The sequence below is a fragment of the Stenotrophomonas sp. YJH_SMC_53 genome, from assembly GCF_059369995.1.
In genome coordinates this window covers 252,652-276,967 of sequence record NZ_JCAFTF010000006.1, presented here as the reverse complement: position 1 = coordinate 276,967, position 24,316 = coordinate 252,652, and the positions used below count along the sequence as shown (strand labels likewise).

Here is a 24,316-nt window from a genome sequence, read left to right as displayed (position 1 = left end):
TTAACGTCGATGTGCTTGCAAGTGCATTCTGAATGCGCCGGTTTTCCGGCGCTTGGCGGCTTCGGGGTCAGAGCCCTTTCCGTGCCGGAAAGAGATCCGACCCTTGGGTAGGCAGCGGCGGGGTCGGATCCCTTTTCATGGAAAAGGGCTCTGACCCCACACCCTTACGCCAGCTGCCGGTCCACGGCCTCGATCATCGCCTTGCGGCCGAACAGGAAGTCCCAGTAGCTGCCGCCCAGCTGGCGCCACAGCACTGCCGAGCGCACCGCGGCCAACAGCAGGGCACGGATCTCGGCCACCACGCCGGCCTGGCCCAGGTAGTGCGGGTTGCCCTGCACCATCACCCGCGGCTTGAGGTGGCTGATGGTGTCCGCGTACAGGCTTCCCAGGCTGGCCAGCACATCCGGGTGGCCGCTGTCGCCCAGTTCGGTGGCCTGGCGCTGGGCACGCTCGATGCCCGAAGCAACCTTGTTCACGGTGGCGCCATCCTGAACAAAGCGGCGCTCAAGCTGCAGCACCGACAGCGCCAGTTTCGGCAGGATCGGATCCTGGCCCTGGTTGCGGAAATAGTTGTGCAGCAGGCGCAGCCCGGCCTTCAGTGCATGGCGGTCACCGAATACCGCCTGCGGCGAGGACGCATCGACACGGAACACGCTGTCCACGGCGGTGCGCACGGCGGCGGCGTCGGAATGGCCGGTATCGGCGATGCGGCGTACCTGCTGCAGGGCCTGGGCAATGCCGGCCAAGGCCAGGACGCGGTCGTCGACAGTGAAACTCATGCAGCGATTACCTCAAAAGGGGAGGGGGTGGTGCGCAGGCGCTGTTCCAGCGGCGCATCGGTGGCGGCGATCACCGCGCCACCCAGGCACACATCACCGTCATACAGCACCAGCGATTGACCGGGGGTAACGGCACGCTGCGGGCGCGCGAAGGTGACCAGCACGCTGCCATCGTCCAGCACGTCGACCGTACACGGCTCATCGGGCTGGCGGTAGCGGGTCTGGGCGGTGCATTCGAAGCGTCGCGCGGGTGGCGAGCCCGAGATCCAATGCGCCGGCTCCGATCGCAGGCGCTCGGACAGCATCCATGGGCTGTCGCGGTCCTGGTCGACGTACAGCACGTTGCTGGCCACATCCTTGCCGACCACGTACCACGGTGCGGCCGGGCGGCCGCGTACGCCGCCGATGTTCAGGCCCTCGCGCTGGCCCAGGGTGAAATAGAACACGCCCGGATGTTCGGCGATCACGCTGCCGTCGGCCGGGTCAAGGATCTGGCCGGGCCTGGCCGGCAGGTAGCGGCCGAGGAATTCGCGGAAATCCCGCTCGCCGATGAAGCAGATGCCGGTGGAATCCTTCTTGGCGTGGGTCGGCAGGCCGACGTCGCGCGCAATCCGTCGCAGGTCGGTCTTCTCCAGGTCGCCGATCGGGAACAGGGTGGCCGCCAGCTGCTCCTGGCCCAGCTGGTGCAGGAAGTAGCTCTGGTCCTTGGAGCGGTCGGCACCGCGCAGCAGCAGCCACTGGTGGCCGCGCTGGGTCACCCGCGCATAGTGGCCGGTGGCGATGCGCTCGGCGCCCAGCTCGCGGGCGGCATCCAGGAAATGCTTGAACTTCACCTCGCGGTTGCACAGCACGTCCGGGTTCGGCGTGCGGCCAGCGGCGTATTCGGCCAGGAAGTGCTCGAACACGCCCTGCCAGTACTCGCTGGAAAAGTCCCGGAAGTGGAACGGGATACCGAGCAGGCCGCATACGGCGACCGCATCGCGGCGGTCATCCTCGGCACGGCAGTCACCGCTGCCGTCGTCGGCCCAGTTCTGCATGAACAGGCCGGCCACGGCCTCGCCCTGCTGGACCAAGCGCCAGGCGGCGACCGAAGAGTCGACACCACCCGAGACGCCCACCATCACGCGCGGCGTGCTCATGCGACCTCCCGGACCAGCGAAAGCGGATGGCGCTGGCCACCCAGGTAATCCGCCACCACCTGCCAGACCAGCGGGCTGCGCTGGCGCTCGCCGGCGGCCTGCAGCTCGGCCGGGGTCAGCCACAACGCGCGGTCGATGCCGGTGTCCAGCGGTTGGGCCGGGTCGTGCGAGACCGGGTGTGCTGCGTAGCAGAAGCGCAGGAAGGCGGTGCCGTCGCCGGCAGTCCACTGGTAGCAGCCGATGAAATGGGTCAGCTGCACGGTCCAGCCGGTTTCCTCCCGGGTCTCGCGCAGGGCTGCCTCGGCCAGGCTTTCGCCTGGCTCGAGGTGGCCGGCCGGCTGGTTCAGCACCTGGCGGCCTTCAATGGTCTCTTCGACCAGCAGCACGCGGCCGCCGTCAACCACTACCGTGGCGACGGTGGCGTGCGGTGCCCAGCGCGGGTCCGGCGTGGCGTTCAACTCAGAACTCGTCCTTCTTGGTCAGCTCCAGCTCCATCGCGTCGGCGGTGCGGATGGCCGCATCGATGGCGTCGCTGAGCTGGTCCGGGGTGGCATCGGCGTCGATCTTCACCACGAACATGGCGGTGGTGTCCTGCTTTACCCAGCCCCCCATCTTGGCGTCCTGCGAATCCTCCAGCAGGCGGTTGGCCACGGCCACCGGGAACTGCTTGGTCTTGGCGTTGTAGGCCGGCGACCAGATCTCACGGATGTTGTGGCTGCCGAAATCCTCCACCGCCGAGCGCACGTAGACCATCTGGGTGCGGTCACCCTCGACGTCGAACACCATGCGGTAGTCGCCATCCTCGTCGACTTCGTAGGTATAGCCCAGCTTGTCCAGATGGCGGGCCACGGACTTGTCGGCGCTGGTTGCGGCAGTGGCAGAGCCGGCAGCGGCCAGCGCGATCAGCAGGGCGGGAAGAAGGGTCCTTTTCATGAAGATCCTGTGAAACAGTGTTGGGAGAGGGTGCAATTGTGACGGTGGGCGTGCGTGCCGTCCAATCTGCGGCGGGCCGACGCAGGCCTGCCCGAGCCCCTATAATGGATGGATGCCCCATGAGTCCTCCCCCGATTCCCAGCACGAGCACGGCGTTGCCGTAGAGCCCGCGCGCCCGGAAGTGGCGCCGCCGCCGTTCTACCAGGTGATGCTGCTCAACGACGACTACACCCCGATGGATTTCGTGGTGGATGTGCTGCAGCAGTTCTTCAGCATGGACCTGGACAAGGCCACCCAGGTGATGCTGCACGTTCATACCCGCGGCCGCGGCGTCTGCGGTGTCTTCACCCGCGAAGTGGCCGAGACCAAGGTTGCCCAGGTCAACGAGTACTCGCGGATGAACCAGCATCCGCTGCTGTGCACGATGGAAAAGGCCTGACCGCCCCCGACCTGTAGAGCCGAGCCCACGCTCGGCTGCTGTTCACCCAGGCATCCAGATCTCTGCCAGCAGCAGCCGAGCGCAGGCTCGGCTCTACAGCTGGATCAGGCCTCCGCCAGCGCCTCCAGCGCCATCCGCGCCACCGCCTCGTCCACGTCGGCCGGGTCGCCGTCATCCCTGAACCACACTGCCGACAGCGCCATGCTGGCCGCGATCCAGCGCAGCAGGCGCGTGCGCTCCAGGCCGGCCAGTGCGCTGACCTGTTCCAGCCGGGCAGCAAACCGCTCCGGCCGCGTGGCCACGTGGATGCCCGGGCCACAGAGATCCGGATTGCTGAACATCGTCGTGTAGTCGAACGCACGGTCGCCCAGCAGCCGCTTCGGATCGATCGCCAGCCAGCCGCGCCTGCCGAAATCCAGCACGTTGTCGTGGTGCAGGTCACCGTGCAGGGGCCGGACCTCGCGTTCTTCCATCAGTAACACCTCCGCCAGTGATCTGCACTGTTCCAGCAGTGGCGGCAGCGCGGCCCTTGGCTGCAGCAGATCGGCGAACCATGTACGCAGGCAGGCCAGTTCCGCTGGCGGCGCGCTCCGTGGCCGGTGCAGCCGTTGCAGGACCTGGCACAGGATCGTGGTGCAGGCCTCGTCGTCGCCCTCGATCGAGCGTTGCCTCAGCGAGTCGCCGCCGGCACGTTCGATCAGGATCGCCGGCCCGGCGTGGGCCAGCAGGCGGGCAGCGCCGTCGCCGTCCCACCAGCGCAGGAGGCGGTGGCTGTTCTGCTCCTCGGTTTCGCTGCTGATCTTCAGCATCGCCGGCGTGCCGGCAGCGGTCAGCACCGGCCAGAGCCGGGCATGGGGCGTTTCGATGGCCGGGCCATCACGCCGCAATCGCCAGCGGCTCAGGTAGGGTTCGCTCATGCCGGTTGAGGTCTTCTGGAGTGAACGAAGATCAAGCGTTCTGCAGTGCTAACGCCATCTGAACGCAGCAATCCGCTAGGGTGATGGAAATCGCGTAGTCAGGCCGCATATTGTTCCCATCTGCCGCCGGAGTAATCCATGTTCAGCAAAGACCTCGAACACACCATCGGCCAGTGCTACAAGCGCGCCCGTGAGGCCCGGCATGAGTTCATGACGGTCGAACACCTGCTGTTGGCACTGCTCGACAACCCGTCCGCCCAGGCCGTACTGAAGGCCTGTGGTGCCGACGCCGAACGCCTGCGCCAGGAGCTGGAGCAGGCCATCGAGGCCTCCGTGTCGCGCCTGGCCGAAGATGACGGCCGCGATACACAGCCGACCCTGGGCTTCCAGCGCGTGCTGCAGCGGGCCGTGTACCACGTGCAGTCCTCGGGCAAGAAGGAGGTCACCGGCGCCAACGTGCTGGTCGCCATCTTCGGCGAGAAGGACTCCCACGCCGTCTACTACCTCAACCAGCAGGATGTGACCCGGCTGGATGTGGTCAATTACCTGTCCCACGGCATCGCCAAGCTGGGCGAGGAAGGCGAGCAGCCGTCCTCCTCCTCCGACGGCGAGGGCCGCATGGAAGGCGGGGAGGGTGAGCCGAAGGGTGATGCCCTGACCGAGTTCGCCAGCAACCTCAACGAACAGGCCCGGTCCGGCCGCATCGATCCCCTGGTCGGTCGTGGTGACGAGATCGAGCGCACCATCCAGGTCCTGTGCCGTCGCCGCAAGAACAACCCGCTGTACGTGGGCGAGGCCGGCGTGGGCAAGACCGCCATCGCCGAGGGCCTGGCCCGCCGCATCGTCGAGGGCTCGGTGCCCGACGTGCTTGCCGACGCGGTGATCTATTCGCTCGACCTGGGCGCGCTGGTGGCCGGCACCAAGTACCGTGGCGACTTCGAGAAGCGCCTGAAGAGCGTGCTTACCGCACTGAAGAAGGTGCCCAACGCGGTGCTGTTCATCGACGAGATCCACACCATCATCGGTGCCGGTTCGGCGTCGGGCGGCACCATGGATGCGTCCAACCTGATCAAGCCGGCCCTGGCCTCCGGCGAGCTGCGCTGCATCGGTTCGACCACTTTCCAGGAATACCGCGGCATCTTCGAGAAGGACCGGGCACTGGCCCGCCGCTTCCAGAAGATCGACATCGTCGAGCCGACCGTTGGCGAGACCTACGAGATCCTGCAGGGCCTGAAGTCCAAGTACGAACTGCACCACGGCGTGACCTACTCCGACGAGGCGCTGCAGGCGGCGGTTGACCTGTCGGTGAAGCACATCGGCGACCGCCTGCTGCCGGACAAGGCCATCGATGTGATCGACGAGGCCGGTGCCCGCCAGCGCCTGCTGCCGGAAGGGCAGCGCAAGGAGCTGATCGACGTCGAGGAAGTGGAGGCGATCGTCGCCAAGATGGCGCGCATCCCGACCAAGCAGGTCAGTGCCACCGACAAGGATGTGCTGCAGCACCTGGAGCGCAACCTGAAGATGGTGATCTTCGGCCAGGACCCGGCCATCGAGACGCTGTCCTCGGCGATCAAGCTGGCCCGCTCGGGCCTGGGCAATCCGGAAAAGCCGATCGGCAACTTCCTGTTCGCCGGCCCGACCGGTGTCGGCAAGACCGAGGTGACCAAGCAGCTGGCGCTGCAGCTGGGCATCGAGCTGGTCCGCTTCGACATGTCCGAATACATGGAGCCGCATTCGATCAGCCGCCTGATCGGTGCCCCTCCAGGCTACGTCGGCTTCGATCAGGGCGGCCTGCTGACCGAGAAGATCGTCAAGACACCGCACTGCGTGCTGCTGCTGGACGAAATCGAGAAGGCGCACCCGGACATCTTCAACATCCTGTTGCAGGTAATGGATCGCGGCGTGCTGACCGATACCAACGGTCGCGAGGCCAACTTCAAGAACGTGGTGCTGGTGATGACCACCAATGCAGGTGCGGCGCAGGCCTCGCGGCGCTCGATCGGCTTCACCAAGCAGGACCACGCCACCGACGCGATGGAGACCATCCGCCGCAGCTTCACCCCGGAATTCCGCAACCGCCTCGACGCGGTGGTGCAGTTCCAGGCGCTGGGCTTCGAGCACATCCTGCGCGTAGTCGACAAGTTCCTGATCGAGCTGGAGATGCTGCTGCAGGACAAGCACGTCAGCCTGTCGGCCACGCCAACCGCGCGCGACTGGCTGGCCCACCACGGCTTCGACCCGCTGATGGGTGCGCGTCCGATGGCCCGCGTGATCCAGGACAGGATCAAGCGTCCGCTGGCCGACGAGCTGCTGTTCGGCAAGCTGGTCAACGGCGGCAAGGTGAGCATCGATGTGCACGACGACGAGCTGGTGGTCGAAACCCAGGCCGAACCGGAGCGCCTGCTGCCGGTCACCGTGGAATGAACTGACCCCCGGCCGGTTTCGGCGGACCTGACATGACAAGGGCGGCTTCGGCCGCCCTTGTCATGTGCGCCGTCAGCGGCTGCGCTGGCGGGCCTTCTTCTTGAAGGTGGCCTCGTCGACTGGCTCGATCTGCGACACGATGCAGCGACTGGAATCGGTGAGCAGCTGGCTGCGGCCGGCAGGGCACAGCAGGCCCTGCTGGCCGTCCGTGGCGAAGCTCAGTTTCCGCGAGTAGCCTGCCGCCGAGCAGTCGTCCTGGAAATGCACGACGTAGTGGTCCTGGCCATTGCGCAGCAGGATGTTGCGCGAAGCGCCGGCGCGCACCAGTTGCTGGTCGCTGCCCAGCTGGACGCAGTCACTGGAGGTGGAAAGAGTGTCGGCGGCGCGCACGGGCGCTGCGCTGGCGGACACGGCAACGGCGACGAGCAGAGCGGTCAGCGGGAGCATGTTCATGGCGGGGCAGGGGGATGGCGATCCGGACTGGATCGGGTCCCACGATGCCGCCACCGATGCAGATGCGAATCTGCCGCAAGCAGGGCTGACCGACGTCACGGTGAGTTCGGTCACGATGACCTCCGGCAGGGCCGGATTGCAGGCATGACAAAAGGCCAGCAACCAGGGCTGGCCTTGTCGAAGTGGCGCACCGCGCCGACCGCTTACTTCATGCGGTAGGTGATACGACCCTTGGTCAGGTCGTACGGGGTCATTTCAACCTTGACCCGGTCACCGGTGAGGATGCGGATGTAGTTCTTGCGCATGCGGCCGGAGATGTGGGCGATGATTTCGTGCCCATTTTCCAGACGAACGCGGAAAGTGGTGTTCGGCAGCGTCTCGCTGACGGTGCCCTCGAACTCGATGGAATCGTCTTTCGACATGTAGTCCTGTGCGGTTCAGAAAACGGCCACGCTGGGCCTAAGGCGCGGTATTTTACGCGTGACCGGCCCAGCTTGCAAAGTTTGCGTTAACCCCCGGCCAAATGCTGGGCTGGCAAGCGTCCGACGGCCCGTGTCCACGAGCCTTCACGGCTGTCACGGCGCACGGCCTGGCGCACGTGCTGCAGGAATTCCGCGCGCGGCAGGTGTTCGGCGCCCATCCGCAGCAGGTGCGGATTTTCCACCTGGGCGTCGATCAGCTCCCAGCCCCAGCCGTGAAGCGTGGACGCCAGTGCCGCCAGCGCGATCTTGGAACCACCACTGGCGCCACTGAACATGCTCTCGCCGAAGAACATTGACCCGATGGCCACCCCGTAGATGCCGCCGACCAGCGACTGACCGTCCCAGACTTCGAAGGAATGGGCGAAACCGAGGTCGTGCAACTGGCTGTAGGCCTCGACCATGGCCGGGCTGATCCAGGTGCCGTCCTGGCCGGGCCGAGGTGCCGCCGCACAGGCGCGCATCACCTGGCTGAAGGCGGTGTCCGCGCTGACCTCCCACGTACTGCTGCGCAGCTGGCGGCGGAAGCGGCTGGACAGGTGCACGCCGTCGGTGCGGAACACCATGCGCGGATCAGGCGACCACCACAGGATCGGCTCGCCCTCGCTGAACCACGGAAAGATGCCGCCTGCGTAGGCGTTGAGCAGACGCGCTGGATGCAGGTCGCCACCCACCGCGAGCAGGCCGTCGGGCTGGCGCAGGGCAGTCTCGGCCGGAGGGAAGGGGGCGTCCGGCGCATCGGCCAGGCGCCAGGGCAGCTGGCGGGTCATGCCGGCATTGTAGTTGTCGCGGCCCCGCGCGAATGCCGCGGTAGATGCCAACCCTGGTTGGCTGGTCACCCGTCCGCGCGAAATGGGCTGTGCCCCAGCAGCTCCTGCCGGTACCGCCGCACATCGCGCCGCTCCTGCCTGCACCACTCCTGCAACGCCTCGGCGAAATCCGCGTCGGCCACCCAGTGCCGGCTGCGTACCAGCGTCGGCAGGAAGCCTCGCGCCAGTTTGTGCTCGCCCTGTGCGCCCGGCTCGAAACGGCTCAGCCCTTCGCGCAGGCAGTATTCGATGCCCTGGTAGTAGCAGGCTTCGAAATGCAGGCCGGGCAATGTGGCGCCACCCCAGTAGCGACCGTACAGCGTGTCACCACCGCGCAGGCAAAGTGCGCCGGCGATTGGCTGGCCTTCCTGCTCGGCCAGGAACAGCACCAGCCCACGTCCCAATGAAATGGCCAGATGGCGCAGGAAAGCCTCGGTCAGCGCCGGGGCATTGCCGTACTCAAGGAAGGTCTGCAGGTAGAAGCGATACATCGCCTGCAGGTCGGCGCGGCTGGCCTCGTCGCCATGCACCACGCGAAACGTGATGCCCTGGCGGGTGACCTTGGCCCGTTCCTGGCGGATGTTCTTGCGGTGCTTGTGGTTCATCGCGCCGAGGAACTGGTCGAATGTCGCCCAGTCACCCGGGTTCTGCCACTGGAACTGCACGTCCTCGCGCAGCAGCCAGTCATCGCCGAACAGCGCCTCGTCCGCTGCGGTGTGGAAATTGATATGGGCCGATGACACCTCCAGTGCTGGCAGTGCATCACGCAACACCGACAGCAATGCGGTGCGATCTGAATCGTGACGGGCCAGCAGGCGCGGCCCGGTGACCGGCGAGTACGGCACCGCGCCCAGCCACTTCGGGTAGTAGTCGCGGCCATGCCGGGCATAGGCGTTGGCCCAGGCATGGTCGAACACGAATTCGCCGTGGGAGTTGGTCTTCAGGTAGCCCGGAATGGCGCCGATCAGGCGCTCGCCCTCCCACAGCGTGAAGTGCCGGGGCTGCCAGCCCCAGTCCTCGCGCAGGCAGCCGTGCTGTTCCAGGCCTGAGAGAAAGGCGTGGCTGACGAACGGATTCTGGCCGTCGTGCAGGGCGTCCCAGTCGGTGGCGGGAATGGACTGCAGGGAGTCGAGGAAGCGGGCGGAGGGCATGGTTGGCAAGGATAGGCCAGGTGGATCACGAATGGTGTTGGCGGGGCTGGGTTGGTTTGTTCTGCGGGGGCATGAGGAAAGTTTGAATTCTCCAACCGTGTGCATCTGGTGCGGAATCACCGGCGTACGGCTCGGCAGGGTGGCGGGGCGCCGCATGAGTGGCGCGCATCCCACCACATGGAGAAATCAACAATGAAGGGATTGAAGCTTGCAACTGCCGTGGTCGCGTGTGGCTTGATCTTTGTGTCACCTGTTTGGGCTTCTGGAGATCAGCCAGCAAAAGTGCTTGAGGATCCGGGTGCCTACGCGGAGGTGGTTGCGCTGTTGGAGCGTGAAGTTGGGAGCCAGTTGACGCGTCATTTGCAGGAGAGGGGTGAGCTGCGACATGTCAGCGTCAGCATCCGTCTCAATGCGAAGGCAAGATCAATGGTGATCAGCTTTGGGCCTGGATATCTTCCTGGCCCCGATCGGGGTTATGACGAGCTCTTCCTGATTCCGATGGCGTCCTCGTTGAGGTTCTATGCCGAAAAGTCAGGACTGATTGTGAACGACATTGATTTCCTATTCGACGGAAAAACCCTTGAGGAGTACTACCCGGAGGATCTCGCCGTTCCGCCGCAGGCGCGGGCGAGATCGACGCATACGTCAGCTTTGGTATCAGCAAGCCATGGCTACATCAGCTTGCATCCCAGCAGAGAATGGAAGTTTCAGCGTCCAGCGCCTCTCGGCATTCAGGAAGACACGCTGAGTCCACTGTTTGGTGACGAACTGCAAGTATTGATGGAACAACGTAGCGGCTTGACGGTGCACCGGGCACGGAGCCGCTCCACGGAACTCCATCCGGAGTCCGGGAAGCCATGGGAGCACATGTCATCCCGCTACCACCTCAAAGCGCTTTTCCCCGAACGCACCGACATGTGGAATGAGTTTCCGAACAGCCCGGAGTCTGCTCGCGAAAAGGAAGAGGACATACGGGCTCGGCCCAACTATGCAAACCATCTGGGTGTGGATGTGATGCTGAGCCTGCACACCAATGGCAGCGATTCAGCCAGTACGCGTGGCACCGAGGTCTATTACCATCAGGCGAAACCGCAGGATAAGGCCTTGGCGGACAGCATCCTGTGTTCGATGCGGGAAGTCATACGCGCGCAGCCTGGCTATCAGGATTTCCCGATTCGCGAGAGTTCGACTTCGGCTAGGCACGGCGAGAACCGCATCGGAAAGATGCCCTCGGTGATCATCGAAACCGCCTACCACTCCAATCCTGACGATGTGGCTGCCTTGCAGGACCCCGTCTTCCGCTCGGCGTCGATGAAAGGCGTGGAGAAGGGCTATCGCCTTTGGGCAGCAGGCAAGGCCTGCGAGCCGCTGGTCTTGCATCCGATCCCAGATACCAATGTGCCGGTTCAATCGGCCCGTGACATCGAAGTCCGCTATGCCGGGAATCCCCAATACCCGCTGTCGGTGGAGCTCTCGCTGACGACCTGTTCAGAGGCGGGTGCGTGCTCTTCGTCGACGCAGACTTTTGACGATCCGATGCAGCCGGTGGTGATCAATCTTGCCTGCAATGGCATCGGCACGGGCGTCGCGCGCTGGAGTGCGCTCCTAAGGGACGCAGACGGGGTTGCGTCGGCACCGGTCGAGTTCTCGCAGGCGTGCGTACGGGCGTGAGGGCAGGCTTCGGTCTGCCAGGCATGGCCTGGCACTACTGAAAGCACAAAGGCCGGCGCTCTCGCGCCGGCCTTTGGTCGGGGTCGAGCATGGCTCGACTCAGCTGGCCTTGCCCTGCGCGTCCAGATAACGCTCGGCGTCCAGAGCGGCCATGCAGCCGAAGCCGGCCGAGGTGATCGCCTGGCGGTAGTGCTGGTCGGCTACGTCGCCGGCGGCGAACACGCCTTCCACCGAGGTCTGGGTAGCGTTGCCGCCCAGGCCCGAGCGGATTTCCAGGTAGCCGTTGTTCATCGCCAGCTGGCCGTCGAACAGGGTCGTGTTCGGGTGGTGGCCGATGGCCACGAAGAAGCCGTGTGCGTCGATGTCGCGGGTGCTGCCGTCCAGGGTGGACTTCACGCGAACGCCGGTCACGCCGGCATCGTTGCCCAGCACTTCCTCCACCTGGTGGTGCCAGACGGTCTCGATCTTGCCTTCGGCGACCTTCCTGAACAGCTTGTCCTGCATGATCTTCTCCGCCTTCAGGGTGTCGCGGCGGTGGACCAGGTAGACCTTGCGGGCGATGTTGGACAGGTACAGCGCCTCTTCGACGGCGGTGTTGCCGCCGCCGACCACGACCACGTCCTGGTCGCGATAGAAGAAGCCGTCACAGGTGGCGCAGGCGGAGACGCCGCGGCCCTTGAAGGTCTCTTCGGTCGGGATGCCCAGGTACTTGGCGGTGGCGCCGGTGGCGATGATCAGCGCGTCGCAGGTGTACTCGTGACTGTCGCCGATCAGCTTGAACGGGCGCTGCGACAGGTCGGCGGTGTGGATATGGTCGAAGATGACCTCGGTCTCGAAGCGCTCGGCGTGCGCCTGCATGCGCGCCATCAGGTCCGGGCCCATCAGGCCGTGGGCGTCACCCGGCCAGTTGTCCACCTCGGTGGTGGTCATCAGCTGGCCACCCTGCTGCAGGCCGGTGATGACGACCGGCTTCAGGTTGGCACGGGCGGCGTAGACGGCGGCGGTCCAACCGGCCGGGCCGGAACCGAGGATGACGAGGCGCTGGTGGCGGGAGGGCAGGCTGGTGCTCATGTAAACTCGCGAAAAGGTAGATGGGACAAGGCGCTGGCGATGTTTGCGCAGCATCCATGGCTGCTCATAGAGTGGCGGCTGGGGCAGGGCGATTCAAGCCGATGAACAGAACGCCGTCATCCAGCGGTGGTTCCGGGCCTCGGATTGCCTTGCCGGACGTCGCATAACTGAAAACTGACGCCGTCTCATTTATTATCAATCACTAACAGCGCATTCCAAAGGTATGGTCTAAGGTGGCGAAGCAGGTCCCTGAACGCTCCAAGTCGGACGACAGCAAGGCGTCACGTCGCACGGCCGCGGCGGCGACGACCGACAATCCACGCCGCCAGCGCCTCTGGCGCGATCTGGGCCTGATCGCCATCGCGCCGGCCCTGCTGTACCTGGCAGCCAGTCTGTTCACCTATTCAGCCACGGATCCTGGCTGGTCGCATACCGGCAGCGTGGTCGCGCCGGTGCATAACCTCGGCGGCCGCGCCGGGGCCTGGATTGCCGACGTGCTGCTGCAGCTGTTCGGCTACATCGCTTTCCTGTTGCCGGTGGTGCTCGGCGCACTGGCGTGGATCGCCATGTTCGGCCTCAAGCGCGAGAGCAAGGGCGAGAACGATCTGGACCCGGCGCTGCGCCTGGTCGGTCTGGTCGGTTTCCTGATCGCCGGCACCGGCTTCCTGCACGTGCGCCTGTTCAGTGGCGATGTCGCCAGTGCCGGCGGCATTCTCGGCAAGCTGGTGGGCAATTCGCTCACGGTGGGCTTCGGTGCGCTGGGGGCGAACCTGTTCGTGCTGGTATTGCTGCTGGCCTCGATCACCCTGGCCACCGGGCTGTCCTGGTTCACGGTGATGGAGAAGATCGGCCGTGGCGTGATGTCGCTGGCACCGCTGCTGGAGCGCAAGAAGGAAGAAGTCAGCGAGTGGAAGCAGACCCGGGTGATGCGCGAGGAGCGCCAGGAAGTGCGCAAGGCCGACGCCGAGGTGCGCGCCAAGCGCGAGCCGGTAAAGATCGAACCGCGCCCTGAGCCGGTGATCGAGAAGAGTGATCGCGCCAAGCGCGATACCCAGATTCCGATGTTCCGTGGCGTCAACGGCGATGGTTCCGACCTGCCGCCACTGGCGCTGCTGGATGATCCCAAGCCGCAGCCGAAGGGCTACGACGAAGAGACACTGGAGACCCTGTCGCGGCAGATCGAGTTCAAGCTGAAGGACTTCCGCATCGATGCGCAGGTGGTCGGCGCCAACCCTGGCCCGGTCATCACCCGCTTCGAGATCGAGCCGGCACCGGGCATCAAGGTCAGCCAGATCAGTTCGCTGGACAAGGACATCGCGCGCGGCCTGTCGGTGAAGTCGGTGCGCGTGGTCGACGTCATTCCGGGCAAGTCGGTGATCGGCCTGGAAATTCCCAACGTCACCCGCGAGATGATCTTTCTGTCCGAGCTGCTGCGCTCGAAGGAATATGACAAATCGGCCAGCGTGCTGACCCTGGCGCTGGGCAAGGACATCGCCGGCCGCCCGACCGTGGCCGACCTGGCGCGCATGCCGCACCTGCTGGTGGCCGGTACGACCGGTTCGGGCAAGTCGGTGGCGGTCAACGCGATGGTGTTGAGCCTGCTGTTCAAGGCGTCGCCGAAAGACCTGCGGATGCTGATGATCGACCCGAAGATGCTCGAGCTGAGCGTCTACCAGGGCATTCCGCACCTGCTGGCGCCGGTGGTTACCGACATGAAGGAGGCCGCCAACGGCCTGCGCTGGTGCGTGGCCGAGATGGAGCGCCGCTACAAGCTGATGAGCGCGGTGGGTGTGCGCAACCTGGCTGGCTTCAACAAGAAGGTGAAGGAAGCCCAGGACGCCGGCCAGCCGCTGATGGATCCGCTGTTCAAGCCGAACCCGGAGCTGGGCGAGGCGCCGCGTCCGCTGGAAACCCTGCCGTTCATCGTCATCTTCATCGACGAATTCGCCGACATGATGATGATCGTCGGCAAGAAGGTGGAAGAGCTGATCGCGCGCCTGGCACAGAAGGCGCGTGCGGCTGGCATCCACCTGATCCTGGCCACGCAGCGCCCGTCGGTGGATGTGATCACCGGCCTGATCAAGGCCAACATCCCGACCCGCATCGCCTTCCAGGTCAGCTCCAAGATCGACTCGCGCACCATTCTCGACCAGTCTGGCGCGGAGACCCTGCTGGGCCACGGCGACATGCTGTACCTGCCGCCGGGCACCGCGCTGCCCGAGCGCGTGCATGGTGCGTTCGTGTCCGACGACGAAGTACATCGCGTGGTCGAGCACCTCAAGGCGATGGGCCCGGCCGACTATGTCGACGGCGTGCTGGACGAAGTGCAGACGATGGGCGACGGCGTGGTCGTCGGCGCCACTGGCCTGCCCGAGACCAGTGCGGCCGGCGACGAGTCCGACCCGCTGTATGACGAAGCGCTGCGGGTGGTCACCGAGACCCGCCGTGCCTCGATTTCCGGCGTGCAGCGCCGGCTGAAGATCGGCTACAACCGTGCAGCGCGACTGATCGAGGCCATGGAAGCGGCCGGCGTGGTCAGCCCGCCCGAGCACAACGGCGACCGCACGGTGCTGGCACCGCCGCCGCCGAAGTAAGACCCGACGTATCCCCCACGACGTCCAAGGAACCGACGCATGCTTCACCCCGTACCAAGCGCGCTGGCGCTGGCGCTGGCTGCCCTTATGGCTGCCGGCCCGGCACTGGCAGAAACCGCCACCTCCGCGCCCGCCACGGCGCCGCCTTCCACCAGCGGCGATACCGAAGCCAGCAATAATTTCAGCATTGTCCGTTACCGCGCCGACTACCAGGTCCGGCCGGATGCGGGCAATGTGCAGACCGAAACCTACGAGGTCCTGCTCAAGACCAAGGCCTCGGTCGAGCAGTTCAGCCAGGTGCGGCTGAGCTACAGCGAGAAGATGGAAACGCTGGAGGTGCTTGGCGCCTACACCATCACCGCCGACGGCCAGCGCCGCGACGTGCCGGCCGACCGCATCTACACCCAGGAAAGCTACTCCAGCGCCTCGGCGGCGATGTATGCCGACCGCAAGGTGCGGGTGATCGTGTTCCCGAACCTGGCCCCGGGCACGCGCCTGTACTACCAGGTGCGTCGCACCCAGGCTACGCCGTACTTCCCGGGCTATTTCGGCCTGTGGGAGACCTTCAACGTCTTCACCGAGTACGAGGACGCCGAGGTCACCCTGAGTGCGCCGGCCCACCTGCCGATGTTCGTGGACAGCCGCGGCGTGCAGGGCAGTGACCGGCCGACAGTGAAGAATGGCCAGGCGCAATGGCGCTGGCGCTACCAGCGCCGCGAGGCGATGCCGGCGCAGAACTGGTCGGCGGCGGGCTGGGAGTTCGGCCCGAACATCATGGCCAGCACGTATCGTGACTGGTCGCAGATGGGGCGCGCCTACCAGCTCAAGGCGGGCCCGGCGGCCCAGGTGACCCCGGCGCTGCAGGCGCTCGCTGATGAGATCACCGCCGGCATCAGCGACCGCCGCGAACAGGCTGATGCGCTGTATCGCTGGGTCGCGCAGAACATCCGCTATGTGGCGGTGTACCTGGGCAACGGCGGCCTGGAGCCGAACAGCGCGCAGAGCATCCTCGACAATCACTATGGTGACTGCAAGGACCACGTGACGATCCTCGAGGCGCTGCTGGCGGCCAAGGGTATCGCCAGCTCGCCGGTGCTGATCGGTGCGGGGGGCGGCCCGACGCTGCCGAAGATTCCGGTGCTGGGCCGCTTCAACCACGCCATCACCTATATCCCCGAGTTTGATCTTTACCTGGATTCGACCACCGCGTGGGCACGCTTCGGGCAGCTGCCGGAAGGTGACCTGGGTGCGCCGGTGATGCGTACCCGCGACGCTACGCTGGCGCGTACCCCGGCCAATACGCCGGAGCGCAATGCGACGTCGATGGAAGTGCGTTTTACGTTTGATGCCAACGGCAACCTGCGCGGCGAAACGATTCCGAAGCTGGGCGAGAACGCCGAGATCGGCATGCGCGCGCAGTTCTCACAGCTCAACGCGCAGAACCGTGCGCGCGCTGAGGAGCAGATCATGGCCGCCTCAGGTTTCGATGGGCGAGGGCAGCTGCAGATCCAGGGCGTACCGGTCGACCTGACCCGGCCGTTCGGCTACCGCATGGCCTTCCAGGCCGAGGACTACGCCGACTTCAGCGTGGCCGGTGGCATGGCCGTGCCGGACCCGCCGGGTGGCGAGTCGGTGCGTGGCTTGTACGCCACCGCCTCGGCGCCGGCCAACGAGACGCCGTTCTACTGCAATGCCAGCCTGCGCGAGGAAACCTATCGCCTGCAGTTCCCGGCCAATGCGCCGATCATCGCCATTCCGGCCAGCCAGCGCTTTACCAATGCCGCTGGCGAATACCGGGTGGACTGGAGCCGCGAGGGCCAGGAGGTGATCGTGCACCACCGCTTGCAGCAGAACGCGGTGCGTGGCCCCGAGGCGCTGTGCCAGCCGCAGGACTATCCGGCGTTCCGCGCGCTGTACCGCGAAGTGCGTCGCGGCTTCCGCGGCCAGGTGCTGTACGGCAAGCTGCCGGCATCTGGCGGCTGAATCGCCGATGGACGATCAGGGCGGCATAATGTCGCCCTGATCGCCCATTCATCTTCCCCCGGGCACACTGGCAACCACCTTTCCTGGCGCCCGCGCCCACAGGATTTCCGCATGAACTTCCGCTTCCGCCGTTTCCTTGCCACGACTACCCTGGCCGTCGCCTGTGCCGCTGCCGGCAGTGCCTGGGCCGGTGCCCGCGATGACCTGAAGACTTTCACCAGTGGCCTGAAGGGCCTGGATGGCCAGTTCAGCCAGCAGGTGTTCGACAGCCGCGGCAAGGTGAAGGAATCGACCAGTGGCCGCGTGGCCCTGTCGGCGCCGCGCCTGTTCCGCTGGGAATACGTGCGCCCGCACGATCAGCTGATCGTGGCTGACGGCAGGAAGGTCTGGATGTACGAGCCGGACCTGGAGCAGGTCACCGTGCGCGAGCAGGGCAAGGAAGAGCAGAACAGCCCGCTGACTGCGCTGATCAACCCGGCGCTGCTGGAACAGCAGTACGACGTCAGTGAAGAGGCTGCGCAGCGTGATGGCCTGCAGTGGCTGTCGCTGTCGCCGAAGCGCGAGACCGAAGCCAGCTTCCAGTACGCCGCGCTGGGCTTCAATGCACAGGGCCTGGCCAAGATGGAGATCACCGACGCGGTCGGACAGCGCACCGTGATCAGCTTCAGTGGCTGGAAGCGCAATCCAGGCTTTGCTGCCGGCACCTTCAGCTTCACCCCGCCGAAGGGCACGGACGTCATCGGTAATTGACCGAGGATGCCGGGCATGACCCGGCGCTACCTGCTCCGGTGGGTGTCAACCGTTGGTTGGCACGCTTGGGATCTGCCGGCCAGCGGCCGGCTCATCCGTTGTCCGGATGAACGATCACCCGCCACGCGGTGCCATCAAATCGAATCAGGTCCCAGGGCGTCAGCACCCACAGCACGCTACCGACGGAACTGATATCAACAATCGTTGCATCTCTCAGTTCTTCGGGGATGCCTTCCAGCAAGGGTTCAACTACGCCGGTTTCTAGACTGTAGACGTAGAGGCCGCCATTCTCCGAGCCGATGTAAACCTGTTGCTTGTACTGGCACACAGAGTTGAAGTTGATGCCTTCGCTGACGTCGTGGTGCAAGCACTCGAATCCAGTGGAGATGTCGCCCGTAACGATGGTGCCGTCCATGCCTACAAAGACGAGTCGGCCCTGGTGGGTCCTGCAAGCATGAAACAGCTCCGCAGTAGTGACTTGTTCGGGCGCGGTCCAGCTCGAGCCATCCCAGTGCGCAATAAGGCCTTGGGAGCCGATTGCGTAGAGGTCAGCAAAGCCCGTTCCGCAGAGGTCGTTCACGCTCCCCACGTGGAACTCAGCAAGTAACTGGTTGAATCCTCCATCCTCCCGGATATCGGTCATGTATGCGCGCCAATCGGCGAATCTCCTGCGGAGCTCTGCGTCGCGTTCCATCGGATCTTGAGGAAGTGCGGGGACATCGCCGAGTTCGAGCAGGCGGCTGAAATAGTCGAGCCACCTGTCGAAGTCATCCAGTTCCGACTCGTCGTCGTCCTCCTCGCACAAGGCAGTCGCGAATTGGGTTGGCAGCTGCTGCCATCCGCCTTCGCCGCGATGATGGATCTGTCCTCTTGTGCCCCCGCAGAAAAGGTCGTCGCCCAGCAGTCGCAAACAGGTAAGACCTCCGGGGAAGTCGGCGCCTTCAGCCGAGACGTACTCGATCGTTGCCCCAGCACGGGAATAATCTTCCAGCTGCCCATGGAAATCCAGGGCAAGCACCCGACGGGGGCGACCGCCTTCTTCCTCTGGGACAAGCTCTGTGGACATGACCTGGAAGTCCTGCAGGTCATGGTAGAACCACTCCTCTTTGGGGGTGCGGCCAAAGACGAACATGCGGGTGGGTGGGCCTGGATCCGGGTCGTAGTAGTCATGCCCGGGGCCAAGGGCGGCAGCCAGATAGTAGATGTCCTCGTCGACAGCGCAGCCAGCAATGAACTCAAGGAGATTGGATTCGGGATCTCTCATGAGTGGGTCCTGAATGGTTGAGTTCCAAATTCTCCGCTACTGATGAGGTGCACCACCCCCGGGAAGGAACGCCACATGTGAATCAGTGGCTTACCGATGAATTGGCCGCGGCAGCTTCGGCTCATTTCCGACACCTTGCTAGGCTGCCGGCCAGCGGCCGGCACTACCGATCCCTGCGGCCTGATCCGCCGGGCATGGCCCGGCGCTACCAATGCACGGGCCCGTCGCCCTGGTGGGTGCCAACCTTGGCTGGTACGCTCTCGCGGTACAATGAGCGGGTGGCAAGACATCGTTCAACTTCCTTCCCCGGCCCCGATCTGCTGAGCGTTGATCGGGAACATCTGCGCCCGCTGGCCGAGCGCATGCGCCCGCGCACCCTCGACGAAATGGTCGGGCAGAAGCGCCTGCTGGCGCCGGACAGCGCGCTGCGTCGCGCGGTCGAATCCGGGCGCGTGCATTCGATGATCCTGTGGGGCCCGCCGGGCTGCGGCAAGACCACGCTGTCACTGCTGCTGGCCGAGTACTCCGATGCCGAGTTCCGTGCCATCTCCGCCGTGCTGTCCGGCTTGCCGGAAGTGCGCCAGGTGCTGGCCGAGGCTGCGCAACGGTTCGCCGAGGGCCGGCGCACCGTGCTGTTCGTGGACGAGGTGCATCGCTTCAACAAGGCGCAGCAGGATGCCTTCCTGCCGCACATCGAGCGCGGCACGATCCTGTTCGTCGGTGCCACCACCGAGAATCCGTCGTTCGAGCTGAACTCGGCGCTGCTGTCGCGTTGCCGCGTACATGTGCTGGAAGCGGTATCGCCAACCGATATCGTCGAGGCGCTGGAACGCGCGCTGGGCGACCGCGAACGCGGCCTGGGCGAGGAGGGTATCGAGGTTGCGCCCGAGCTGCTGCTGGAAATCGCCACTGCCGCTGATGGTGACGTGCGCCGCGCACTGACCCTTCTTGAAATCGCCGCCGAACTGGCGGGTGGGGAGGGCGGTCGCATCACGCCGCAGACCCTGACCCAGGTGCTGGCCGATCGTACCCGCCGCTTCGACAAGGGCGGCGAGCAGTTCTACGACCAGATCTCAGCGCTGCACAAGTCGGTACGCAGTTCCAATCCGGATGCCGCGCTGTACTGGCTGACCCGCATGCTCGATGGCGGTTGCGATCCATCCTACCTGGCACGTCGACTGACCCGCATGGCGATCGAGGACATCGGCCTGGCCGATCCGCGCGCGCAGAGCATGGCGCTGGAAGCCTGGGACATCTACGAGCGGCTGGGCAGCCCGGAAGGCGAGCTCGCGTTCGCCCAGTTGGTGCTGTACCTGGCCAGCACCGCCAAGTCGAACGCGGGCTACGCCGCGTTCAACCAGGCCAAGGCCGACGTGCGCCAGAGCGGTACCGAAGAAGTGCCTCTGCACCTGCGCAATGCGCCGACCAAGCTGATGAAGGAACTGGGCTACGGCGCCGAGTACCAGTACGACCACGATGCCGAAGGAGGCATCGCGCTGGACCAGACCGGTTTTCCGGACGCGATGGGCGAACGGGTGTACTACAACCCGGTGCCGCGGGGCCTGGAGATCAAGCTGAAGGAAAAGCTTGATCGGCTGCGCGCCGAACGTGAGGCGGCGAGGGCCGCGAAGGGCCGCTGAGCCGGCTTATGCAGCGTCGAGCCATGCTCGACTCCACTCTTGCACGGGCTTGCAGGTACCTCCTGGAACAGCAGCCGAGCATGGCTCGGCTCTACAGGGGTAATGGATTGATGCCGTGCAGGAAATGATTCTGCCGTTGAAGCGTTATGCCCAGTTCGAGGGTCGTGCCAACCGTCGCGAGTACTGGATGTTCCAGCTGTTCCTGTTGATCGTCTCCGCCGTGCTGATGGTGCCGCTCATCGCCGGGCTGGTGATGCAGTCCGACGTGCTGGGCATCGCGTCGATCATCCTGTTCGTCGTGTTCTGGCTGGCCACGTTCGTGCCGGTCATCGCCGTCACCGTGCGCCGCCTGCACGACTGCAACCAGTCGGGCTGGATGTACCTGCTGGCCTTTGTTCCGTTCGGTGGCCTGGTGATCTTCGTGTTCGCGCTGCTGCCGGGCACACCGCAGGAGAACGTCTACGGCCCGGTGCCTGCGGGGCCGTGAGACTGCGTGAGTCGAGCATGGCTCGACTTCTACAGGGCGGGAAAACGAAGCCGGCGTTTCGCCGGCTTCCTTCTTACTTGATGCTGCAGTCGCCGAAGGACAGGTATTCCGTTCCCGAGCTGAACTGCAGCGTGCAGCTTGCGGTGAAAGTCGCGCCTTCTTCCAGTGCGCCCAGCTTGGCCGCCTGCTGTTCGTCGTCGCTGGTCAGCCGGGCCAGGACATTGCCCTGGTCGTCGCCGGCCTCGATCAGCGGCTCGCCCGCCAGGTTGCTGGAGACACCCAGGGCCACGGCAGTGAATGTCACCGTCTGGTTGAGTTCGTCCATGCCGAGAGACGAATTGCCGGCCTCTTCAAAGGCCTGGTAGAGCGTTGGCAGATCCTGTGCGGCATGGGCGGCCAGCGGTGCAATCAGGCCGAGGGAAAGGGCGATCAAGGCGGTGCGCTTCAAGGTGTTCTCGCAGTCACGGGATTCATTCCCGTGGATGGTGGTCAGTAGATCCACGCCATGCGTGGATGGGTTTGGCAAAGGACAGGGCACGGCCGGCGGCTCGATTGCCCATCCATCCGCAGCCCTGCGAGGGAAGGGCGCTCCTGCGCCCCGCTGCCAGGCAAAATAGTGGATCCGGTGTTTCCGGCGCAACCGGGAAAATGAACGCATCGCGCGCGTGATACACAGCGTGACGTTTGATCGATGTGATAATCATTCGCGTTTAAGGTAGACTGCGGTCCCCTGAGAACCGGCGGCCTTGGGCCGCTCCTGCCGCCACTGATGAAGCTTTTCGTCCTGCCTTCGCGCCGTGGCCCATTGGCCCGCGGCCTGGCTGCCATGATGATGGGTCTGCTCCTGGCCACTCCTTACGCCAATGCGCAGCAGCGCAATCCGCTGCAGAAGATCGGCCACACCGTGCTGGACGAGCCGGCGGCCAGCTATCGCTTTGAACGTTTCGTGGTGGACAGCCCGGACCAGCAGCGCCGTTGGCGGGTGAACCTGGCGATTCCGGCCAGGGCCGACAAGACCCCATCCCCGGTGCTGTACGCGCTTGATGGCAATGCCGTGGCCATGGTGCTGGACCAGCCGCTGCTGGCCGAGCTGGCCGCGCGTAAGGCACCGCCGGTACTGGTGCTGATCGGCTACGACAACGACCTGCGCATCGATTCCAGGGCGCGTACCCGCGACTACACCGCGTGGATCGACCGTGCCGACGACGAGAGCGGCACGACCCAGGCCGTCGGCGGCGGCGCTGCGGCTTTCCTGGATGTGATCGAGCGCCGCATCAAGCCGGAAGTCGAGCGTCGCGCACGCATCGATACGCGGCAGCAGGCGCTGTGGGGCCATTCGCTGGGCGGGTTGTTCGTGCTCAATGCGCTGTACACGCGACCTGCCGCGTTCCAGTCCTATCTGGCAGCCAGTCCGTCGCTGTGGTGGAGCCAGGGCGCGGCGCTGGGTGATCCGGAGCAGCAGTTCGTGCAGAACGTGCACGGCCAGCCGGCCAAGCTCTGGCTGATGCTGGGCGGCGCCGAGCGCGTCGGTGATCGCGGCAAGCGCGATATGAGCAACCCGCGCGTGGTTGCGCACCTGCGCCGGATCAGTGGCGCCACCCCGGATGCGGCGATGCAGTTGTCCGAGCGGCTGGGCAAGGTGCCGGGCCTGAGCGTGCAGTACCGCGAGTTCGATGGCCTCGGCCACGGCCCGATGCTGCCGGCATCGTTCCACGCTGCGCTGCATGAACTGTATGGCGTGTCCGACCGCAGCGCCGGCGATGGCGCGCCCAATGGCGGGGACAGCGCCGCCGAATGAATGCCTTCGCGCGCCATGCCGTGCGACCCCACTACCCAGGCGAGGCTGCCGGCGTGCAGCGGCCCAGGCAACCGATGAATCCCGCGCCACGTGGCGCGGCCTACGTGTGCAAGGAGCCTGCCATGTCGTTCCATCCGTCTTTCCGCCTTACCTCTCTCGCCGCCGGTCTGCTGCTGGCGGTGACCGCCAGCGCCCAGCCGGTGTTCGATCAGCCGGCCAACGCCACCTTCAAGGGTGAGGTCGTCTCGCGCGGTGAGAACGTGGTCCCCGGCAGCACTGCCGATGTGGTTGGTCGTGGCTTCGTGCCGGGCCAGAAGGTCAGCCTGCTGCGTGGCGATAGCGTGCTCAACACGCAGCCGCTGGTGGTCGATGCCGACGGCAACTTCAAGATCCAGCTGAGCATTCCGGCCGATGCGGTGCCGGGCACCCACCCGGTGGTGGTGCGCGCCAGCCAGCCGGCTGCGGCCACGGTGCTGAAGCTGCGCGTGTCGCCGCAACTGCCGCTGTCCGGCCAGGCGCAGTTCGCCACCCAGTCCAACAAGCTGGTGCCGGGGCTGTATCAGTCCGCTTACAGCGCCGCCAGCAATGCCGTGTTCGTGACCTCGGCGGTGGGCCGTCCGCCGGTGACCCAGTCGCAGTTGCTGAAGCTGGATCCGAAGTCGCTGAAGGTGATCAAGGCGATCACCCCGGCGCAGGTGCCGGGCAGCACCAACGGCGCGGTCTATGCGGTCTACGGTGTGGGCGTGGATGACGCCAATGGCAATGTCTGGGTCACCAATACCCGGCAGAACTCGATTGCGGTGTACCGCCAGAAGGACCTCTCGCTGGTCCACCAGTTCCCCGTCGACACCGTGCCGCATGCGCGCGACGTGGTGGTCGACGGCACCCACGGCAAGGTGTTCGCTTCGGCCACGGGTGAGGACCACCTGTCGGTGTTCGATGCGAAGACGTTCAAGGAACTGCCGCAGGTGACGCTGGAGTCCGGCGTGGATGATGGCAAGTTCACCCCGATGAGCCTGGTGCTGGACGAGAAGGGCGGCAAGCTGTTCACCGTCAGCATCGGCACGCCGGAAGCGGCGGTGATCGATGTGGCCAGCGGCAAGGTCGACAAGATCATCGACCTGGGCAATTCGATCAGCGCCTCTGGCGTGGCCTTCGACGCAGCACGCAACCGCCTGTACGTGGCCTCGCAGGGCACCGACAACCTGCTGATCGTCGATGTGGCATCCGGCAAGGTGCTGCATGACGTGCCGGTCGGCGCCGGCGCGCTGAACGTCGCCTTCGATGATGCCTCCGGCCTGGCCTATGTCAGCAATCGTGGCGCCGGTACGGTCACGGTGGTGAACGGCGACGGCAAGGTGGTGGCCAACCTCGATGGCGGCACCCTTCCGAACCATGTGCGTGCCGACGGCAAGGGCAACGTGTTCGCGGTGAACAAGTCACGTGGCGCCGAAGATCCGAAGGGTGATCGCATCACCCGCATCACCCCGAAGCAGTAAGTCACAGGGCAGGGCGGCGTGCGCGTCGCCCTGCCA

The 24,316-nt window shown here is 65.4% G+C and carries 22 protein-coding genes; 10 read left to right on the top strand and 12 right to left on the bottom strand.

What is annotated here, in order from left to right; genetic code table 11:
• Window positions 1-164: 164 nt before the first annotated feature.
• The 4 genes from hflD to AC5P7X_RS12020 are packed head-to-tail and all read right to left on the bottom strand — an operon-like array spanning window position 165 to window position 2,851.
• Window positions 165-779, bottom strand: a complete 615-nt coding sequence (hflD, locus tag AC5P7X_RS12035) for a high frequency lysogenization protein HflD (protein ID WP_005416473.1) — start codon at window positions 777-779, stop codon at window positions 165-167.
• Window positions 776-1,918, bottom strand: a complete 1,143-nt coding sequence (mnmA, locus tag AC5P7X_RS12030) for a tRNA 2-thiouridine(34) synthase MnmA (RefSeq protein WP_005416474.1) — start codon at window positions 1,916-1,918, stop codon at window positions 776-778. The genes hflD and mnmA overlap by 4 nt, the downstream gene beginning before the upstream one ends.
• Entirely contained in the window at window positions 1,915-2,376 is a 462-nt protein-coding gene (locus AC5P7X_RS12025) for an NUDIX hydrolase (RefSeq protein ID WP_049460786.1), read from the bottom strand. The genes mnmA and AC5P7X_RS12025 overlap by 4 nt, the downstream gene beginning before the upstream one ends.
• A 1-nt stretch (window position 2,377) precedes the next feature.
• On the bottom strand, window positions 2,378-2,851 hold the full coding sequence (locus tag AC5P7X_RS12020; RefSeq protein WP_005416476.1) for a hypothetical protein: 474 nt from the start codon (window positions 2,849-2,851) through the stop codon (window positions 2,378-2,380).
• Window positions 2,852-2,963: 112 nt separating this feature from the next.
• Here AC5P7X_RS12020 and clpS point away from each other — a divergent pair, with 112 nt between their 5' ends.
• Window positions 2,964-3,290: an ATP-dependent Clp protease adapter ClpS gene (clpS, locus tag AC5P7X_RS12015; protein ID WP_005416477.1), complete on the top strand. Its 327-nt coding sequence runs from the start codon at window positions 2,964-2,966 to the stop codon at window positions 3,288-3,290.
• 104 nt (window positions 3,291-3,394) lie between these two features.
• Here clpS and AC5P7X_RS12010 read toward each other — a convergent pair whose 3' ends face one another.
• A complete protein-coding gene (locus AC5P7X_RS12010) occupies window positions 3,395-4,207 on the bottom strand; it encodes an APH(6) family putative aminoglycoside O-phosphotransferase (RefSeq protein WP_053496675.1) in 813 nt (270 codons plus the stop codon).
• Window positions 4,208-4,345: 138 nt separating this feature from the next.
• Between AC5P7X_RS12010 and clpA the strand changes: the two genes are divergently transcribed.
• Complete coding sequence (gene clpA / locus AC5P7X_RS12005) at window positions 4,346-6,631, top strand: ATP-dependent Clp protease ATP-binding subunit ClpA (protein WP_495214886.1); 2,286 nt, start codon at window positions 4,346-4,348, stop codon at window positions 6,629-6,631.
• 72 nt (window positions 6,632-6,703) lie between these two features.
• Here the strand turns inward: clpA and AC5P7X_RS12000 are convergent, their stop codons facing one another.
• The 4 genes from AC5P7X_RS12000 to AC5P7X_RS11985 all read right to left on the bottom strand — a co-directional run bounded on the left by AC5P7X_RS12000 (window position 6,704) and on the right by AC5P7X_RS11985 (window position 9,523).
• The gene (locus AC5P7X_RS12000; RefSeq protein WP_495214885.1) at window positions 6,704-7,198 is read right to left on the bottom strand and encodes a hypothetical protein; all 495 of its coding nucleotides are present in this window, start codon (window positions 7,196-7,198) and stop codon (window positions 6,704-6,706) included.
• Window positions 7,199-7,287: 89 nt separating this feature from the next.
• Window positions 7,288-7,506 carry a translation initiation factor IF-1 gene (gene infA, locus AC5P7X_RS11995; RefSeq protein WP_005409596.1) on the bottom strand — a complete coding sequence of 73 codons (219 nt, stop codon included), beginning with the start codon at window positions 7,504-7,506 and terminating at the stop codon, window positions 7,288-7,290.
• A gap of 86 nt (window positions 7,507-7,592) precedes the next feature.
• Complete coding sequence (gene aat / locus AC5P7X_RS11990; RefSeq protein ID WP_495214884.1) at window positions 7,593-8,333, bottom strand: leucyl/phenylalanyl-tRNA--protein transferase; 741 nt, start codon at window positions 8,331-8,333, stop codon at window positions 7,593-7,595.
• Window positions 8,334-8,398: 65 nt separating this feature from the next.
• Window positions 8,399-9,523 carry a GNAT family N-acetyltransferase gene (locus AC5P7X_RS11985; RefSeq protein WP_171956925.1) on the bottom strand — a complete coding sequence of 375 codons (1,125 nt, stop codon included), beginning with the start codon at window positions 9,521-9,523 and terminating at the stop codon, window positions 8,399-8,401.
• 192 nt (window positions 9,524-9,715) lie between these two features.
• On the opposite strand from AC5P7X_RS11985, the gene AC5P7X_RS11980 reads away from it, so the two are divergent.
• The gene (locus AC5P7X_RS11980) at window positions 9,716-11,194 is read left to right on the top strand and encodes an N-acetylmuramoyl-L-alanine amidase family protein (RefSeq protein ID WP_495214883.1); all 1,479 of its coding nucleotides are present in this window, start codon (window positions 9,716-9,718) and stop codon (window positions 11,192-11,194) included.
• Window positions 11,195-11,293: 99 nt separating this feature from the next.
• Here the strand turns inward: AC5P7X_RS11980 and trxB are convergent, their stop codons facing one another.
• Window positions 11,294-12,265, bottom strand: coding sequence for a thioredoxin-disulfide reductase (gene trxB, locus AC5P7X_RS11975; RefSeq protein WP_005416486.1), 972 nt, complete (start codon window positions 12,263-12,265; stop codon window positions 11,294-11,296).
• Window positions 12,266-12,498: 233 nt separating this feature from the next.
• Between trxB and AC5P7X_RS11970 the strand changes: the two genes are divergently transcribed.
• The 3 genes from AC5P7X_RS11970 (at window position 12,499) to lolA (ending at window position 17,592) form a co-directional block, all read left to right on the top strand.
• Window positions 12,499-14,859, top strand: a complete 2,361-nt coding sequence (locus tag AC5P7X_RS11970; protein ID WP_005416487.1) for a DNA translocase FtsK — start codon at window positions 12,499-12,501, stop codon at window positions 14,857-14,859.
• A 39-nt stretch (window positions 14,860-14,898) separates the two neighbouring features.
• A complete protein-coding gene (locus AC5P7X_RS11965; protein WP_257243986.1) occupies window positions 14,899-16,842 on the top strand; it encodes a DUF3857 domain-containing protein in 1,944 nt (647 codons plus the stop codon).
• Between the two features lie 111 nt (window positions 16,843-16,953).
• Window positions 16,954-17,592, top strand: coding sequence for an outer membrane lipoprotein periplasmic chaperone LolA (gene lolA / locus AC5P7X_RS11960; protein ID WP_206620603.1), 639 nt, complete (start codon window positions 16,954-16,956; stop codon window positions 17,590-17,592).
• A 91-nt stretch (window positions 17,593-17,683) separates the two neighbouring features.
• On the opposite strand, the gene AC5P7X_RS11955 is transcribed toward lolA, so the two are convergent.
• Entirely contained in the window at window positions 17,684-18,856 is a 1,173-nt protein-coding gene (locus tag AC5P7X_RS11955; RefSeq protein ID WP_495214881.1) for a hypothetical protein, read from the bottom strand.
• Between the two features lie 362 nt (window positions 18,857-19,218).
• Here AC5P7X_RS11955 and AC5P7X_RS11950 point away from each other — a divergent pair, with 362 nt between their 5' ends.
• Window positions 19,219-20,496, top strand: coding sequence for a replication-associated recombination protein A (locus tag AC5P7X_RS11950; RefSeq protein WP_227836677.1), 1,278 nt, complete (start codon window positions 19,219-19,221; stop codon window positions 20,494-20,496).
• A gap of 115 nt (window positions 20,497-20,611) precedes the next feature.
• The gene (locus tag AC5P7X_RS11945) at window positions 20,612-20,983 is read left to right on the top strand and encodes a DUF805 domain-containing protein (RefSeq protein ID WP_026346975.1); all 372 of its coding nucleotides are present in this window, start codon (window positions 20,612-20,614) and stop codon (window positions 20,981-20,983) included.
• A gap of 73 nt (window positions 20,984-21,056) precedes the next feature.
• Here the strand turns inward: AC5P7X_RS11945 and AC5P7X_RS11940 are convergent, their stop codons facing one another.
• Complete coding sequence (locus AC5P7X_RS11940; RefSeq protein WP_495214906.1) at window positions 21,057-21,431, bottom strand: hypothetical protein; 375 nt, start codon at window positions 21,429-21,431, stop codon at window positions 21,057-21,059.
• Between the two features lie 321 nt (window positions 21,432-21,752).
• On the opposite strand from AC5P7X_RS11940, the gene AC5P7X_RS11935 reads away from it, so the two are divergent.
• Together AC5P7X_RS11935 and AC5P7X_RS11930 are read left to right on the top strand one after the other, a co-directional pair.
• Complete coding sequence (locus AC5P7X_RS11935) at window positions 21,753-22,781, top strand: alpha/beta hydrolase (protein ID WP_495214880.1); 1,029 nt, start codon at window positions 21,753-21,755, stop codon at window positions 22,779-22,781.
• Window positions 22,782-22,903: 122 nt separating this feature from the next.
• Complete coding sequence (locus AC5P7X_RS11930) at window positions 22,904-24,280, top strand: YncE family protein (protein ID WP_372486369.1); 1,377 nt, start codon at window positions 22,904-22,906, stop codon at window positions 24,278-24,280.
• Window positions 24,281-24,316: the final 36 nt, after the last annotated feature.

Excerpts from the sequence above, each read along its gene's own strand:
- AC5P7X_RS12010 (WP_053496675.1), bottom strand. The coding sequence starts at position 4,207 with ATGAGCGAACCCTACCTGAGCCGCTGGCGATTGCGGCGTGATGGCCCG.
- infA (WP_005409596.1), bottom strand. The coding sequence starts at position 7,506 with ATGTCGAAAGACGATTCCATCGAGTTCGAGGGCACCGTCAGCGAGACG.
- aat (WP_495214884.1), bottom strand. The coding sequence starts at position 8,333 with ATGACCCGCCAGCTGCCCTGGCGCCTGGCCGATGCGCCGGACGCCCCC.
- AC5P7X_RS12020 (WP_005416476.1), bottom strand. The coding sequence starts at position 2,851 with ATGAAAAGGACCCTTCTTCCCGCCCTGCTGATCGCGCTGGCCGCTGCC.
- AC5P7X_RS11950 (WP_227836677.1), top strand. The coding sequence starts at position 19,219 with ATGCGCCCGCGCACCCTCGACGAAATGGTCGGGCAGAAGCGCCTGCTG.
- AC5P7X_RS11985 (WP_171956925.1), bottom strand. The coding sequence starts at position 9,523 with ATGCCCTCCGCCCGCTTCCTCGACTCCCTGCAGTCCATTCCCGCCACC.
- lolA (WP_206620603.1), top strand. The coding sequence starts at position 16,954 with ATGAACTTCCGCTTCCGCCGTTTCCTTGCCACGACTACCCTGGCCGTC.
- clpA (WP_495214886.1), top strand. The coding sequence starts at position 4,346 with ATGTTCAGCAAAGACCTCGAACACACCATCGGCCAGTGCTACAAGCGC.
- mnmA (WP_005416474.1), bottom strand. The coding sequence starts at position 1,918 with ATGAGCACGCCGCGCGTGATGGTGGGCGTCTCGGGTGGTGTCGACTCT.
- AC5P7X_RS11930 (WP_372486369.1), top strand. The coding sequence starts at position 22,904 with ATGTCGTTCCATCCGTCTTTCCGCCTTACCTCTCTCGCCGCCGGTCTG.
- AC5P7X_RS11935 (WP_495214880.1), top strand. The coding sequence starts at position 21,753 with ATGAAGCTTTTCGTCCTGCCTTCGCGCCGTGGCCCATTGGCCCGCGGC.
- trxB (WP_005416486.1), bottom strand. The coding sequence starts at position 12,265 with ATGAGCACCAGCCTGCCCTCCCGCCACCAGCGCCTCGTCATCCTCGGT.
- clpS (WP_005416477.1), top strand. The coding sequence starts at position 2,964 with ATGCCCCATGAGTCCTCCCCCGATTCCCAGCACGAGCACGGCGTTGCC.
- AC5P7X_RS11965 (WP_257243986.1), top strand. The coding sequence starts at position 14,899 with ATGCTTCACCCCGTACCAAGCGCGCTGGCGCTGGCGCTGGCTGCCCTT.
- hflD (WP_005416473.1), bottom strand. The coding sequence starts at position 779 with ATGAGTTTCACTGTCGACGACCGCGTCCTGGCCTTGGCCGGCATTGCC.
- AC5P7X_RS11980 (WP_495214883.1), top strand. The coding sequence starts at position 9,716 with ATGAAGGGATTGAAGCTTGCAACTGCCGTGGTCGCGTGTGGCTTGATC.
- AC5P7X_RS11955 (WP_495214881.1), bottom strand. The coding sequence starts at position 18,856 with ATGAGAGATCCCGAATCCAATCTCCTTGAGTTCATTGCTGGCTGCGCT.